A 14,917-nucleotide genomic window follows, 5' to 3' on the forward strand; every position below is an offset into this window, starting at 1 on the left:
CAGGGCCGACCCCATGGGGCACGTCACACGCTTCACACCGCATGCCCAGCGAGACCTTCCCAAGATCCCGCGCCCGGACGCCCTCCGCGTCCTGTACCGCCTGACCGAACATAGGTGGGGGCCGGCCGTCGAAGCGGCCGGCCCCCACTGTCACGCACGGCGGAAACTACGCGAGCAGCGCCGGGATCGTGCTCTCGTGGGCCTCGCGCAGCTCGGCCAGGGTCAGCTCGAACTCGCCCTGGACCTCGATCGTGTCGCCGTCGACGACACCGACGCGGGTGGCGGGCAGGCCCCGCGCGCCGCACATGTCGTTGAAGCGGACCTCCTCGGAGCGCGGCACCGCGACGATCGCGCGGCCCGCCGACTCGGACAGGAGGAAGGTGAACGCGTCCAGGCCGTCCGGTACGACCAGACGCGCGCCCCGGCCACCCAGCAGCGCGGACTCCACGACCGCCTGGATCAGACCGCCGTCGGACAGGTCGTGCGCGGAGTCGATCATGCCGTCGCGGGAGGCGGAGATCAGGATCTCGGCCAGCAGGCGCTCCCGCTCCAGGTCGACCTTCGGAGGCAGACCGCCGAGGTGGTCGTGGACCACCTGCGACCAGGCCGAACCACCGAACTCCTCGCGGGTGTCGCCGAGCAGGTACAGCAGCTGGCCCTCCTCCTGGAAGGCGATCGGGGTGCGGCGGGCCACGTCGTCGATCACGCCGAGGACGGCGACGACCGGCGTCGGGTGGATGGCGGCCTCGCCGGTCTGGTTGTACAGCGAGACGTTGCCGCCGGTCACCGGCGTACCGAGCTGCTGACAGCCGTCCGCCAGACCGCGCACGGCCTCCGCGAACTGCCACATGACCGCCGGGTCCTCGGGCGAGCCGAAGTTCAGGCAGTCGGAGACCGCGAGCGGCTTCGCGCCGGTCGTGGCGACGTTGCGGTACGCCTCCGCCAGCGCCAGCTGCGCGCCCGTGTACGGGTCGAGCTTGGCGTAGCGGCCGTTGCCGTCGGTGGCGAGGGCGACGCCGAGGCCGGTCTCCTCGTCCACGCGGATCATGCCGGAGTCCTCGGGCATGGCCAGGACGGTGTTGCCCTGCACGAAGTGGTCGTACTGCTGGGTGATCCACTTCTTGGACGCCTGGTTGGGGGACGCCACCAGCTTCAGGACCTGGGCCCTCAGTTCCTCGGCCGTCTGCGGGCGCGGGAGCTTGTTCGCGTCGTCGGCCTGGAGGGCGTCCTGCCACTCCGGGCGCGCGTACGGGCGCTCGTAGACCGGGCCCTCGTGCGCGACCGTGCGCGGGTCGACGTCGACGATCTTTCCGCCGTGCCAGTAGATCTCCAGGCGGTCGCCGTCGGTCACCTCGCCGATGACGGTGGCGATGACGTCCCACTTGCTGCAGATCTCGAGGAAGCGGTCGACCTTCCCCGGCTCGACGACCGCGCACATGCGCTCCTGCGACTCGCTCATGAGGATCTCCTCGGGCGAGAGCGTGGAGTCGCGCAGGGGGACGTCGTCCAGGGTCACGCGCATTCCGCCGGAGCCGTTCGAGGCCAGCTCGCTGGTCGCGCAGGACAGGCCGGCCGCGCCCAGGTCCTGGATGCCGACGACCAGCTTCTCCCTGAACGCCTCCAGGGTGCACTCGATGAGCAGTTTCTCCTGGAATGGGTCGCCCACCTGGACGGCCGGGCGCTTGGACGGCTTGGCGTCGTCGAAGGTCTCGGAGGCCAGGATCGACGCACCGCCGATGCCGTCGCCGCCGGTCCGGGCGCCGTAGAGGATGACCTTGTTGCCGGCGCCGGAGGCCTTGGCGAGGTGGATGTCCTCGTGCCGCATCACGCCGATGCAGCCGGCGTTGACCAGCGGGTTGCCCTGGTAGCAGGCGTCGAAGACGACCTCGCCGCCGATGTTGGGCAGACCCAGGCAGTTGCCGTAGCCGCCGATGCCCGCGACCACGCCCGGCAGGACGCGCCTGGTGTCGGGGTGGTCGGCCGCGCCGAACCGCAGCGGGTCGACGACCGCGACCGGGCGCGCACCCATCGCGATGATGTCGCGCACGATGCCGCCGACGCCCGTGGCCGCGCCCTGGTAGGGCTCGACGTAGGAGGGGTGGTTGTGCGACTCCACCTTGAAGGTGACCGCGTAGCCCTGGCCGACGTCCACGACGCCGGCGTTCTCCCCGATGCCGACGAGCAGGGCGTCGTTCTCGGGGGCCTTCTCGCCGAACTGGCGGAGGTGGACCTTGGAGGACTTGTACGAGCAGTGCTCGGACCACATCACGGAGTACATGGCGAGCTCGGCGCCGGTCGGGCGGCGGCCCAGGATCTGCACGATCCGCTCGTACTCGTCCTTCTTCAGGCCGAGTTCGGCCCAGGGCAGCTCGACGTCGGGGGTCGCGGCCGCGTGCTCGACCGTGTCCAGAGGCGTCCTGCTCATACGTTGACCAGCTTCTTGAGGATCGAGGTGAAGAACGGCAGGCCGTCGGTACGACCGGTACCGATCAGCGGCTCGACGGCGTGCTCCGGGTGCGGCATGAGGCCCACGACGTTCCCGGCCTCGTTGGTGATGCCGGCGATGTCCCGCAGCGAGCCGTTGGGGTTACCGCATCCGTCGGCGGCTTCGCCGCGGGTGACGTAGCGGAAGGCGACCCGGCCCTCCGCCTCGAGCTTGTCGAGCGTGTACTCGTCGGCGACGTACCGGCCGTCCATGTTCTTCAGCGGGATGGAGATCTCCTGGCCGGCGGTGTAGTCGCTGGTCCAGGAGGTCTCCGCGTTCTCCACCCGCAGCTTCTGGTCGCGGCAGATGAAGTGGAGGTGGTCGTTGCCGAGCATCGCGCCCGGGAGGAGGTGGGCCTCGGTGAGGATCTGGAAGCCGTTGCAGATGCCGAGGACCGGCAGACCGGCCCTCGCCTGCTCGATGAGGGGCTCCATCACCGGCGAGAAGCGGGCGATGGCCCCGGCCCGCAGGTAGTCGCCGTAGGAGAAACCACCGCACAGGACGACCGCGTCGACCTGCTTGAGGTCCTTGTCCTTGTGCCAGAGCGCCACGGGTTCGGCGCCGGCGACCCGGATCGCGCGCTGGGTGTCCCGGTCGTCGAGGCTGCCCGGGAAAGTGACGACGCCAATACGAGCGGTCACTTCACGGCCCCCGCGACTACGTCATCGGACTCGACCTTGACGGTGAAGTCCTCGATCACGGTGTTGGCGAGGAAGGATTCGGCAAGATCGTGAATGCGGGCGAGCGCGGCCTCGTCGACCGGTCCGTCCACTTCCAGTTCGAATCGCTTTCCCTGACGGACGTCGGAGATGCCTTCGAAACCCAGGCGCGGCAGTGCGCGCTGCACCGCCTGGCCCTGGGGGTCGAGGATCTCCGGCTTGAGCATGACGTCGACTACGACGCGTGCCACTGGCACTCCCGGTGTGTGGTGCTGAGCAGGTCCCTTCAGACTACCCGCACAAAATTTCTACGCGAGTAGATTCGTAGGAAACTACGTGACGGTCATCACGATCCGGCATCGACGCGTGATCTGCGTGAAAAGTTCTGGGAAAGTTCGGCGATCCGCCCCGGATCCGGTATTGCACCGGGACACGCGGACAGATTTAGTCGGGCTTCACTTTGCAATGCCCGGCACTGTACAAATGAATTGGCAGCAGCCGATACTTTTCCCGATAACAGGCGGACAGCCGACATCTCCGAACATCTCAGTACGTCCCGCAGGTCATGGCGGAGCAGGTGCTCGCAGAGGTGTCGCACGAAGGGACCGATATTCGTGGCGCAGCGTGTCGTGGTCACTCTCTTTGACGACATCGACGGCTCGGAAGCGGCGGAGACGATCGCCTTCGGACTCGACGGCAAGTTCTACGAGATCGACCTGAACCAAACCAACGCCAAGAAACTGCGCAAGGCGCTCGAGCCGTACGTGGAGGCCGGGCGCAAGCGGTCGAAGTCGGGCAGGACCTACCGGCAGACGGAGGTCGCCCCCGCCCCCGCGGCCGTCCGGGCCTGGGCGCAGGCCAACAAGATGGAGGTGCCGGCCCGCGGCCGTATCCCCAAGAAGGTCTACGAGGCGTTCAGCGCCGCCCAGTGACGGGCGGGCGCGGTCCGGCTCGGGGCCGCCGGGGTGGTCCCAGGGTCCGTCAGCGGGCCCTGGGGACAACCGACTTGCGCAACCCCCCTGCTGATCAGCTAATGTCTGCAGCACGCCGAGGGGCGCGGCCGAAAAGCCGGAACCCACGGAGTACATGCGGGTGTAGTTCAGTAGCAGAACATCCCCCTTCCAGGGGGAAGGCGCAGTGTGCGATTCCTGTCACCCGCTCTGCACCGCCGGTCCCGACCACTGATGTGGATCAGGTAGGCTGGTGCTCGCACCGATCGGTGGGAGCCGATCGGAGGCAGTGCGGACGTAGCTCAGTTGGTAGAGCGCAACCTTGCCAAGGTTGAGGTCGCGAGTTCGAGCCTCGTCGTCCGCTCCAGTGAAGCCCCGGTCATCATGGCCGGGGTTTTTTCGTGTCTCCATGGGCTTCTGACATTTGTCATGCCGAGCGATGACACCGCGCACTGCTGCCCGCCCCCGCCCGCCGGGACGCTGAGGTCATGGACATCAACGAGCACGTGATCGAGGTCATGGACCTCCGGCGTGTCTACGGGGGCGGGTTCGAGGCGGTGCGCGGAATCAGCTTCTCCGTGGGCCGCGGCGAGATCTTCGCACTGCTGGGCACCAACGGCGCGGGCAAGACCTCGACGGTCGAGCTGCTGGAGGGGCTCGCGGCACCGGCCGGCGGCCGGGTGCGGGTCCTCGGTCACGACCCCTGCGTGGAGCGCGCCGCCGTACGACCGCGCACCGGCGTGATGCTCCAGGAGGGCGGATTCCCCTCGGAGCTGACCGTCGCCGAGACCGCCCGGATGTGGGCCGGGTGCACCAGCGGGGCCCGGCCCGAGGGGGAGTCGCTGGCGCTGGTGGGACTCGCCGGGAAGGCCGGTGTGCGGGTGAAGCAGCTCTCCGGGGGTGAGCGTCGGCGCCTGGATCTGGCGCTCGCGCTGCTCGGCGAGCCCGAGGTGCTGTTCCTGGACGAGCCGACGACCGGGCTCGACGTCGAAGGCCGCCGGGCCACCTGGGAGTTGGTACGGGAGCTGCGCGACACCGGCACCACCGTGCTGCTGACCACGCACTACCTGGAGGAGGCGGAGGGCCTCGCCGACCGGCTCGCGATCCTGCACAAGGGGCGCATCGCCGTCTCCGGAACCCCCGCCGAGGTGACCGTGGGCCGGCCCTCCCTCATCTCCTTCGAACTGCCCGAGGGGTACTTCGTCGGCGACCTTCCGCCGCTCGCCGGACTGGGGGTGTGCGGGCACGAGGTGGCGGGCAGGACCGTACGGCTGCGCACCCGGGAGCTCCAGCGGGCGGCCACCGGGCTGCTGGTGTGGGCCGAGCGGGCCGGGGTCGAACTGGGTGGCCTCGACGTGCGGTCGGCCTCGCTGGAGGAGGCGTTCCTGGAGATCGCCCGGGAGCAGGAGCCTGCGGCAGGAGCGGTGGCATGAGCGCCCTCACCCGGATGAGCGCCCCGGCGTTCGCCCCCACGGCCCGGCGGCTGCGCGCCCTCGCCCGGGCCGAACTCACCCTCCTCGGCCGCAACCGGAGCGCCGTCCTCACCGCGTTGCTCGTGCCGCTCGCGCTGCCGTTCAGCGTGCGGCCCGCGATCGACCAGATGGACCTCAGGGCCGAGGGGCTGACCGTCGGCACGGTGATGCTGACGGCCGCGACCGGCTTCTCCTTCCTCTTCGCCGTGTACACCTCCCTGGTGGGCGCCTTCGTCGCCCGCCGCGAGGAACTGGTCCTCAAGCGGCTGCGCACCGGCGAACTCGGCGACCTGGAGATCCTCGTGGGCACGTCCCTGCCCGTGGTGTGCGTCGGGCTCGCCCAGACGCTGGTGCTGTCCGTGGGCTGCGCGGTGCTCCTCGACACGGGGGCTCCCCAGGCGCCGTACCTGACCGTCCTCGGGGTGCTGTCGGGCCTGGTGCTGTGCGCCGCGCTCGCCGCCCTCACCTCGGCCTTCACCAGGACCGCGGAGAGCGCCCAGGTCACCGCGCTGCCACTGGTGTTCGTGTCGATGATCGGCTCGGGCATGGCCATCCCCACCGAGGTCCTGCCCGGCCGGCTCGCCTCCGTCTGCGAACTCCTCCCGCTCTCCCCCGCCATCCGGCTGGTCCACGCCGGCTGGACCGGCCGGTTGAGCGCCCACGAGACACTCGGCGCCCTGGCGACCGCCCTCGCCTGGACCGTCGTGGCGGTGTTTGCTGTACGGCGGTGGTTCCGGTGGGAACCGCGGCGCTGAGGTGCGGGGGTGCGGGGGTGCGGGGGTGCGAGGGGATGAGCGGAACGGGCGGCTGGTGGCGGCGCAAGAGCACACCGGCGAAGGTCGAGACGTACACGCGCTGGTCGTTCCACTTCTTCGGTCTGATCGAGGTCGCGGCGATCGGGCTGCCGGTGTTCGGCCAGGTGGGGGTGGGGCTCGCGGGCTGGATGATGGCGATGGTGGTCGTCCATGCGCTGGTCGGCTGCGTGACCGCCTCCCGGGCGCTCGACTGGACGCGCGGTCGCCGCGGCCGCCCCCTGCGGCTGCTGTGGGTGCTCGGCGCGGTCACCTGCGCGTTCGCGATCGTCACGCTCGTGGTGCAGGAGTACGGGCCGCGCGGCGACGCGGTCGACGCGGCCACGGCCATGGTGTTCTGGGGCGTGCTGAGCTTCGGCGCCGGCACCATGGCGCTCGGCGTCCGCAGCCGTCGGCGCGTGCTCGCGCTCGTGGCCGGCTTCGCGTTCGGGACGGGGGTCGTGTCCGTCCTGCTGGGCGTGCCCGGCCCCGCCACGCTGGTCGCGGCGGTCATGGTGCTCCTCAGCGCCGGGTTCCTCGCCTTCACCTCCAGGTTCTCCGTGTGGCTGCTCGACGCCGTCTACGAACTCGACGAGGCCCGCGAGACCCGCGCCCGGCTGGCCGTGGCCGAGGAGCGGCTGCGGTTCGGGCGGGACCTGCACGACGTACTGGGCCGGAACCTGGCGGTGATCGCGCTGAAGAGCGAGCTGGCCGTGCAGCTCGCCCGGCGCGGGCGGCCGGAGAGCGTGGAGCAGATGATCGAGGTGCAGCGCGTCGCGCAGGAGTCGCAGCGGGAGGTGCGGGACGTCGTACGGGGGTACCGGGAGGCCGACCTCGGGGTCGAACTGACCGGTGCGCAGGGAGTGCTGAAGGCCGCCGGGATCGACTGCGAGGTGAACGGCGAGGCCGAGGCCGCCGTGCTCCCGGGTGAAGCGCAGTCCGCGCTCGGCTGGGTGGTGCGGGAGGCCACCACCAACGTGCTGCGGCATGGGAACGCCGGGCGGTGTGCCGTGAGTCTGCGGGTGCTGGAGGGACGTGTGGTGCTGACGGTGGAGAACGACGGAGCGTCCGGAACCGCCGGCGGGGGTGGGGGTTCCGGGCTCGCGGGGCTGCGGGAGCGGCTGGCCGTGGTGGACGGAACCCTGAACGCGGGAGCCGTCGGGGAGCACGGGTTCAGGTTGGTGGCCGAGGTGCCCTTGGCCGGTGTGAGTGGAGTCATGTCATGAGTTCCCCGGTACGGCTGCTGCTCGCCGACGACGAGCATCTGATCCGCGGGGCGCTGGCCGCGCTGCTCTCCCTGGAGGACGACCTCGTCGTGGTCGCCGAGGCGGCGACCGGGCCCGAGGCGCTCGCCATGGCACGGGCCCACGAACCCGATGTGGCCGTCCTGGATCTTCAGATGCCGGGCGCCGACGGTGTGAAGGTCGCCACGTCCCTGCGGGCCGGACTGCCCGGCTGCCAGGTGCTGATCGTCACCGGTCACGGGCGGCCCGGCCATCTGAAACGGGCCCTTGCCGCGGGTGTGCGCGGGTTCGTCCCGAAGACGGTCAGTGCGCAGCGGCTCGCGGAGATCATCCGTACCGTGCACGCCGGAAACCGTTACGTCGACCCCGAGTTGGCCGCCGACGCGATCTCCGCCGGGGACTCTCCGCTGACCGCTCGCGAGGCTGAGGTCCTGGAGCTGGCCGCCGACGGGGCGCCGGTCTCGGAGATCGCCGAGCGGGCCGCGCTGTCGCCGGGGACCGTGCGGAACTACCTCTCGTCGGCGGTGACGAAACTCGGGGCGGAGAACCGTCATGCGGCGGTGCGCCTCGCTCGGGAGCGAGGTTGGGTATAGTTGCTCTCGCGCCACGGCGCAAGGCGGACGTAGCTCAGTTGGTAGAGCGCAACCTTGCCAAGGTTGAGGTCGCGAGTTCGAGCCTCGTCGTCCGCTCCACTTCGCCAAGGGCCCCGGTCATCGACCGGGGCCCTTGGCGTGCGCGCAGTGCGCTCGCTGCGCTCAGCTCCAGCTCGTGCCCGTCAGCCGCTCGTACGCCTCCGCGTACTTCGCGCGGGTCGCCTCCACGACCTGCTCGGGCAGCGGCGGCGGGGGCTGCTCGCTCCTGCGGTCCCAGCCGGACTCGGCGGAGGTCAGCCAGTTGCGGACGAACTGCTTGTCGTACGACGGCTGGGCGCGGCCCGGCTGCCACCGGTCGGCCGGCCAGAAGCGGGAGGAGTCCGGGGTGAGGACCTCGTCGGCGAGGACCAGCGTCTCCCCGTCGAAGCCGAACTCGAACTTGGTGTCGGCGAGGATGATCCCCCGGTCCCGGGCGATGTCGCGGGCGCGGCCGTAGACGGCGAGGGTCGCCTGACGCAGCTGGGCGGCCGTCTCCGCACCGACCTGGCGGGCCACCTCCTCGTAGGAGACGTTCTCGTCGTGCTCGCCGACCTCGGCCTTGGTGGCCGGGGTGAAGATCGGGGCGGGCAGCTCGGAGCCGTCGACCAGCCCCTCGGGCAGGGCGAGGCCGCAGACCGTGCGGGACTCCTCGTACTCGGCGAGGCCCGAGCCGGTGAGGTAGCCACGGGCCACGCACTCCACGGGGACCATCCGCAGCGACTTGCAGACCAGGGTGCGGCCGGCCCAGTCGGCGGGGGCGCCCTCGGGCAGCTCGGTGCTGATGACGTGGCCCGGGACCAGGTCGGAGAGCCGGTCGAACCACCACAGGGACAGCTGCGTGAGGATGCGGCCCTTGTCTGGGATCTCGGTGGGCAGCACCCAGTCGTAGGCGGACATGCGGTCGCTGGCGACCATCACGAGGTCGCCCGCCTCGTTCTGGTACAGCTCGCGCACCTTGCCGGTGTGCAGATGCACCAGGCCCGGAACCTGGATCGGCTCGGGCTTTTCGACGAATCCGGACACGGTTCCTCCCCGTGGTTCTGTCCAATGGCTCGATTCTCCCGTATCGGACATCGGCCGGGGACGGCGGGTCAGTCGCGCTTGCAGATGCGGTCCAGGAGGTTGGCGGTGGCGCGCTGGACGCGGGCGTCGACATGGCCCGGGCGGTCCAGGGCCGGGGACCAGGCGAACGTCCCGGAGGCGAAGACCAGGGCGCCGGAGGGAGCGCGGTACAGGGACGTCTCCTGGTGGCGCAGAACGCCTTCGCCGTCGGTGTACGGGGAGTGCGCGAGCAGGATGCGGTCCTGGTGGTCGGGGAGCGGGGTGCGCGGGAAGTAGCGGTCGGCCTCGCCCGCGACCATGCCCGCGATCTCCTCGCCCTCCTGCGCCCCGGTCGACTCCCACAGCCAGTGGCCGGCGTTGCGGACGATCAGGGGGTGCGGCTCGGGGACGCGCCCGGCGTACTGGATGCCGACCAGCTGCTGCTCGGGGCGGTCGATCTCCCGCCACAGCACCGGCCGGCCCGGGCCCTTGCGCTTGCGGCAGGTGAGGAGGCGGTCCGGGACCCCGGACGGGGACGGGCCGAGCTCCACCTGCCAGTACATGGTGTTGGCGGAGAGGAACACCAGGGACGTGCCGTGCTCGCGGGCGAGCTCGACGGTGCGGCGCATGCTGACCGACCAGTACTCGTCGTGGCCGGGGAAGACCAGGCCGCGGTAGCGCGTGGGGTCGATCCGGCCGGCGTGCAGGTCGCGGGCGTCGGCGTAGGCGATGTCGTAGCCGTAGCGCTCGGCCCAGCGGATGAAGTCGTAGGCGTGGCCCACGTGCAGGGGCAGGCCTGCGCCCGCGTACGGCCGGTCGAAGGAGACGGTGGTCGCGGCGTCGGCCTCGCCGAGCAGCCGGCCGTACTCGTCCCAGGCGTGGTAGAGGCTCGCGCCGGTGTGGCCGTCCTCCGGGTAGAGGTTGTAGGCCTGCCAGGTGATGTCGGGCAGGAGCAGGAGCAGGTCCGCGGGATGGTTGTCGCGCACGGTGAACGGCACATGGGAGCGGTAGCCGTCGTCCGTGGTCAGGACGGCCACGTACGCGCCGATGCTCCAGTACGACGGGATCTGCAGCCGCCAGGACAGCCACCAGTGGTGGCAGGAGACGGTGCGGTCGGCGGTCAGCGGCGGGGGCTGGACGATGCCGGACAGCCGAGGGCTGGTGGTGATCTTCGCGGCGCCGTCGCCGCCGTAGTGGCCGATGCGGTAGACGTCCACGCCGAACTGCTGGGGCGGGTCGACCGTGATGTGGAAGTCGATCGCCTCGCCGGGCGTGACCGCGCCGGTGGAGACGAAGCCCTTGATCTGACGGCGGACGTCGTCGGCCGAACGCGGGCCGCCGCCGGAGGCGCGGGGGGCCGGGACCCGGGGGGCGGTGGCGGTCGCGCCGGACGCCGCGCCGGCCGTCGGCTGCGGGGGCGGGTCCACATACCAGGGGACGACGTGGCCGGTGTCGTCGAAGTACGTCTCGCTGCCGCGCAGCCAGGGGACGGGGCCCTGGCCGAAGGGGTCCGTCACGGCGTGCGCGAGTGCTCCCGACTCCCAGCGGCGGATCTGCTCCGATCCCATGGCCGTTCCCCTCCCTCGTGCCCCCCGTGCTCTGTCGTGCGGTGGTGCGGGTCTCCCGGTCGCTTTCGATCCGGCGGCGGCTGTCGTATGTCGCGAGCGTTTGCCACGTGCTCGATCGGTCCCAGCACATCACATTACGCACGCGTCCTGTCACTATTCGTTGTGAATTGGCCGAAAGTGGAAGCAGGGGATCCGGTAGCGCGGCCGTCGGCTCGGCATCGGCCGAGGTCAGACCAGCCGTACCGGCTTCTCCGGACGTATGCCCGAGTCGACCAGCCAGGTCCGCAGCGGGACCGGATCGCCGTCCTCGACCAGTGCCATGACCTTGGGGGTGAGGTCCTTGGCTCTCTCGCCGTTGATGAGGAGGGAGGGGCCGTCGAGCCAGTCGAGACCCGGGATGGCGCCGGCCGTGTCCATGGCCGCACAGCAGACCATCGCGGTGACGTGGTCGGCCAGCAGTTCCCGGCCCGTGCGGGGCGGCTGGAGGGGGAACAGGGGCAGCGAGCCCTCGTCCCACGGGAGCGTGCCGGGGGCCTGGCCGGCGGCTTCCGCCGGGGCGGCTGCCTCCTCACGCGCGAGCTCGGCACTGATACCCGCCGCGAGGGCGGCACTGCGCTCGTTGTCGAGGTCGGCGCCATCGTCGTCACCGTCGACGGCCACGGAGCTCGCCGCCGATCCGGCCGCCGGGCCGGTTTCCCGGTTGGCTGCCGGGCCGGTTTCGCGATTGGCTGCCGGGCCGGTTTCGCGATTGGCTGCCGGGCCGGTTTCCCACACGGTCGCCGGGCCCGTTTCCCACCCGGCTCCCGGGCCGGTCTCCGCCGCGGCTGCCTTGGCTGCCTCCGAAGGGGCTGCCGGGTCGGTCTCCGAAACGGTCGCCGTTCCAGCCTCTGCAGGTGTCGCCATGTCGGCCTCCGGCCCGGCTTTCGATGCGTTCGGCGTCGTAGGCACGGGTCCGGCTTCCGCCGAGGGCGCCACTCCGGCTTCGGTTTCGGCTGCCGGTCCGGCCTCGGAACCGGCCGCCGTTCCAGCCTCCGCCCCGGTCGCCGGACCGACCCCCGTGGCCGTCTCCGGACCGGCCGTCGTCACCGTCTCCGGACCGGCTGCCGGGCCGGCCGATGCGGCAGTCGGTGGGGTGGAGAGGTGGTCCAGGACGCGGGCCAGGGTGGGTCCGTGCGGGTCCGTGGCCGTCGCGGGGCCGTGGGAGCGGCGCACGCCCAGGGCGTCCAGGACGCGATGGAGGCGGGCGGCGTCCGTACGCCACTTGCGGTCGACGACCTCCTCCGGATACTCCTGCCAGTCGACCGGGGCCCAGTCCGGGCCGCGCTCGGCCGGGCCGCCGTGGAAGAGGCGGGCCGCCAGCAGCGAGGCGGCCTCGTCCATCGCGCCGGGCTCCTCGAGCAGGTCGCAGGCGGGACGCTCGCCGAGCCGGGAGGCGAAGCCCTCGGCCAGCCGGTCCCGCCGGGACAGCTCCGTGAGGGCCGCGACCACGCCCGCGTCCAGCCGGGACGGCCAGCGGCCCATGCGCCAGGCGGGAAGGGCGACCCGGGTCAGCAGCCGGTCCCAGCCCGCGTAGGCCAGGCCCACCTGCTCCTGGGCGACGATTCTGAGGCCGTAGTCCACAGCCTGTGCACGCTCGGCGGCCGCCGCGGCCACTCCGCGCTCCATCTCCGCCGCGTGGTCCCGGCAGCCGCGCAGCAGCAGCCGGGCGACCCAGCCCAGACCCGCGCAGACCGAGCGGGACAGCGCACAGCGGGCCGACGAGGAGGCGACGGCCACCGTCGCGTCCAGGCCCCGTACGAAACGGCGGGCCGCGGCTATGTCCGGGTGTGCCGAGGGGCCCGTACCGGCGACGACCGGGGCGAGGACGGCCCGCAGCTCGCCGACGCGCATCCACCACAGGAACGGGGAGCCGATGACGAGGACGGGCGCCGCCGCCGCACGGTGCGGGCGGGCGGCGGGAACCCCGCGCAGGCCGTCCGGCTCGTCGTGGTCCTCCGGCTCGGGCGGGCCGTGGGCCGGGTGGGTGCGGTCCTCCAGCCAGCTGTCGCAGTCCGGAGTGAGCGCTATGGCGGACGGGGCGGGGACGTCGAGCCGGTCCGCGAGGTCCCGCACCAGGCGGTACAGGTCCGGGGCCGACTCCTCCGGGACCGGGACCGTCGGGCTCATGGCGGGGCGGGCGCGGGCCACGACCAGCCCGATACCGGCGGCCAGCAGCAGGACGACGGCCGCGACACCGCCCAGCACCCAGCGGGCGAGGTCCCAGCCCCGGCCCACGAGGTGGCCGGTGGAGCCGCCGGCGAGCAGGATCACCGCGACGGCGGCGGGCAGCAGGGCGACGGCCAGCGCCCGGCTGCGGATGCGCAGCACGGCGAGGGCCCGGGAGCGCGCGGCCTGCGCCCCGATCTCCACACCCATTCCGGTCACGACCGGACGTCACCCCCTCCCGACTGTCCTGGCGATGCTCACTCCCCCACTGTGGCACCCGTCGCTGACATCGCAATGCCGGTGGGCCAAGTGCCGGAACGCTTGCGCCGCACCCTAGTTGGGGCTCCGCTCCACGTCAGCCGGATAGGGCATTGCTCACTCGATGGAATGGCTTTGGTCAGAGGTGGGCGACGGGCAGCAACGAAAAGGCCCCGGATCTCGTCCGGGGCCTGTTTCTGGTGGGGCGTCTGTTTCTTCCAGGAGTGTCGTGCCACTTCTCCAGGAGTGTCGCGCCGCTTCCCCAGGAGGGCGGTGCCGCTTCCCCAGGAGGGCGGCGCTACGCGCCCGCCGCCGCCTTCGCCGCGATGTCCGTGCGGTGCTGGGAACCGTCGAGGCGGATGCGGGAGAGCGCCGTGTACGCGCGGTCGCGGGCCTCGGTCAGGTCCTTGCCGGTCGCCGTGACGGACAGCACCCGGCCGCCCGCGCTCAGCACGGCGTCGTCCTCGCGCCTGGTGCCCGCGTGCAGGACGTAGGCGTGCGGCGCGTCCTGGGCGGCCACCTCGTCGAGACCGGTGATCGGGTCGCCGGTACGCGGCGTGCCGGGGTAGTTGTGCGAGGCGACGACCACCGTGACGGCCGCGTCGTCGCTCCAGCGAAGTGGCTCCAGGTGGGCGAGGTTGCCGGTGGCCGCGGCCATCAGCAGGCCCGCCAGCGGGGTGCGCAGGCGGGCGAGGACCACCTGGGTCTCGGGGTCGCCGAAGCGGGCGTTGAACTCGATCACCCGCACCCCGCGGCCGGTGATCGCCAGGCCGGCGTAGAGCAGGCCGGAGAACGGGGTGCCCCGGCGGCGCATCTCGTCGACGGTGGGCTGCAGCACGGTCTGCAGGACCTCGTCCACGAGCTTGGGGTCGGCCCAGGGCAGCGGGGAGTACGCGCCCATGCCGCCGGTGTTCGGGCCCTTGTCGCCGTCCAGGGCGCGCTTGAAGTCCTGGGCGGGCTGCAGCGGCACGACCGTCTCACCGTCGGTGACGGCGAACAGGGAGACCTCGGGGCCGTCCAGGTACTCCTCGATCACCACACTCCCCCGCTGCCCGGACGGCGCGGGAGGTACCCCCATGCAGCCTGCCGCGTGCGCCCTGGCCACCTCGATGTCGTCGGTGACGACGACGCCCTTGCCTGCGGCGAGACCGTCGTCCTTGACCACGTACGGGGCGCCGAAGGCGTCGAGGGCCGCGGCGGCCTCCTCCGCCGTCGTGCAGACGTACGACCGGGCGGTGGGTACGCCCGCGCCGGCCATCACGTCCTTGGCGAAGGCCTTGGAGCCCTCGAGCTGCGCGGCCTTTCCTGAGGGGCCGAAGACCGGGATGCCCACCTCGCGCACGGCGTCGGCGACCCCGGCGACCAGCGGGGCCTCCGGGCCGACGACCACGAGGTCGGCGCCGAGCCCGGTGGCCAGCGCGGAGACGGCCGCGCCGTCGAGGGCGTCGACCTGGTGCAGCTCGGCGACCTCGGCGATGCCGGCGTTGCCGGGCGCGCAGTGCAGCGCGGTGACGTCGGGGTCGAGGGACAGGGAACGGCACAAGGCGTGCTCGCGGGCGCCGCTACCGATGACGAGGACCTTCACGGGGCCAGCCTAACGGCAGCGGGCCGG

The 14,917-nt window shown here is 72.0% G+C and carries 12 protein-coding genes and 3 tRNA genes; 8 read left to right on the forward strand and 7 right to left on the reverse strand.

Features of this window, described 5'->3' with window-relative positions; all coding sequences use genetic code 11:
- Nucleotides 1–166: 166 nt before the first annotated feature.
- From purL to purS, 3 genes are read right to left on the reverse strand one after another with little or no spacing between them, the layout of a single operon-like run.
- Nucleotides 167–2,425, reverse strand: a complete 2,259-nt coding sequence (gene purL, locus ACH4UM_RS14235; protein ID WP_398177766.1) for a phosphoribosylformylglycinamidine synthase subunit PurL — start codon at nucleotides 2,423–2,425, stop codon at nucleotides 167–169.
- Entirely contained in the window at nucleotides 2,422–3,126 is a 705-nt protein-coding gene (purQ, locus tag ACH4UM_RS14240; protein ID WP_398177769.1) for a phosphoribosylformylglycinamidine synthase subunit PurQ, read from the reverse strand. Before purQ ends, purL begins: the two co-directional genes overlap by 4 nt.
- Nucleotides 3,123–3,395: a phosphoribosylformylglycinamidine synthase subunit PurS gene (gene purS, locus ACH4UM_RS14245; protein WP_356199156.1), complete on the reverse strand. Its 273-nt coding sequence runs from the start codon at nucleotides 3,393–3,395 to the stop codon at nucleotides 3,123–3,125. Before purS ends, purQ begins: the two co-directional genes overlap by 4 nt.
- Nucleotides 3,396–3,758: 363 nt before the next feature.
- On the opposite strand from purS, the gene ACH4UM_RS14250 reads away from it, so the two are divergent.
- From ACH4UM_RS14250 to ACH4UM_RS14285, 8 genes are all read left to right on the forward strand, one after another.
- Nucleotides 3,759–4,076 carry an Lsr2 family protein gene (locus ACH4UM_RS14250; protein WP_398177772.1) on the forward strand — a complete coding sequence of 106 codons (318 nt, stop codon included), beginning with the start codon at nucleotides 3,759–3,761 and terminating at the stop codon, nucleotides 4,074–4,076.
- Between the two features lie 156 nt (nucleotides 4,077–4,232).
- Nucleotides 4,233–4,304 (forward strand) — tRNA-Gly (locus ACH4UM_RS14255).
- 81 nt (nucleotides 4,305–4,385) lie between these two features.
- Nucleotides 4,386–4,461, forward strand: a tRNA-Gly gene (locus tag ACH4UM_RS14260).
- Nucleotides 4,462–4,582: 121 nt separating this feature from the next.
- On the forward strand, nucleotides 4,583–5,527 hold the full coding sequence (locus tag ACH4UM_RS14265; RefSeq protein WP_398177774.1) for an ABC transporter ATP-binding protein: 945 nt from the start codon (nucleotides 4,583–4,585) through the stop codon (nucleotides 5,525–5,527).
- Nucleotides 5,524–6,321, forward strand: a complete 798-nt coding sequence (locus ACH4UM_RS14270; protein ID WP_398177777.1) for an ABC transporter permease — start codon at nucleotides 5,524–5,526, stop codon at nucleotides 6,319–6,321. Before ACH4UM_RS14265 ends, ACH4UM_RS14270 begins: the two co-directional genes overlap by 4 nt.
- 35 nt (nucleotides 6,322–6,356) lie before the next feature.
- A complete protein-coding gene (locus tag ACH4UM_RS14275; RefSeq protein ID WP_398177780.1) occupies nucleotides 6,357–7,583 on the forward strand; it encodes a sensor histidine kinase in 1,227 nt (408 codons plus the stop codon).
- Entirely contained in the window at nucleotides 7,580–8,194 is a 615-nt protein-coding gene (locus ACH4UM_RS14280; protein ID WP_398177783.1) for a response regulator, read from the forward strand. The genes ACH4UM_RS14275 and ACH4UM_RS14280 overlap by 4 nt, the downstream gene beginning before the upstream one ends.
- 23 nt (nucleotides 8,195–8,217) lie before the next feature.
- Nucleotides 8,218–8,293: transfer RNA gene (locus ACH4UM_RS14285), tRNA-Gly, on the forward strand.
- 63 nt (nucleotides 8,294–8,356) lie between these two features.
- Here ACH4UM_RS14285 and ACH4UM_RS14290 read toward each other — a convergent pair.
- The 4 genes from ACH4UM_RS14290 to purD all read right to left on the reverse strand — a co-directional run bounded on the left by ACH4UM_RS14290 (nucleotide 8,357) and on the right by purD (nucleotide 14,890).
- Nucleotides 8,357–9,256 (reverse strand): phosphoribosylaminoimidazolesuccinocarboxamide synthase, encoded by a 900-nt coding sequence (locus tag ACH4UM_RS14290; protein WP_398177786.1) that lies wholly within the window; start codon nucleotides 9,254–9,256, stop codon nucleotides 8,357–8,359.
- Nucleotides 9,257–9,324: 68 nt separating this feature from the next.
- Nucleotides 9,325–10,842, reverse strand: coding sequence for a N,N-dimethylformamidase beta subunit family domain-containing protein (locus ACH4UM_RS14295; RefSeq protein ID WP_398177788.1), 1,518 nt, complete (start codon nucleotides 10,840–10,842; stop codon nucleotides 9,325–9,327).
- A 228-nt stretch (nucleotides 10,843–11,070) separates the two neighbouring features.
- A complete protein-coding gene (locus ACH4UM_RS14300) occupies nucleotides 11,071–13,266 on the reverse strand; it encodes a hypothetical protein (RefSeq protein ID WP_398177791.1) in 2,196 nt (731 codons plus the stop codon).
- 337 nt (nucleotides 13,267–13,603) lie between these two features.
- The gene (gene purD, locus ACH4UM_RS14305) at nucleotides 13,604–14,890 is read right to left on the reverse strand and encodes a phosphoribosylamine--glycine ligase (protein WP_398177793.1); all 1,287 of its coding nucleotides are present in this window, start codon (nucleotides 14,888–14,890) and stop codon (nucleotides 13,604–13,606) included.
- Nucleotides 14,891–14,917 lie beyond the last annotated feature (27 nt).

This window comes from Streptomyces sp. NPDC020801 (assembly GCF_044334385.1).
Taxonomy (GTDB): domain Bacteria; phylum Actinomycetota; class Actinomycetes; order Streptomycetales; family Streptomycetaceae; genus Streptomyces.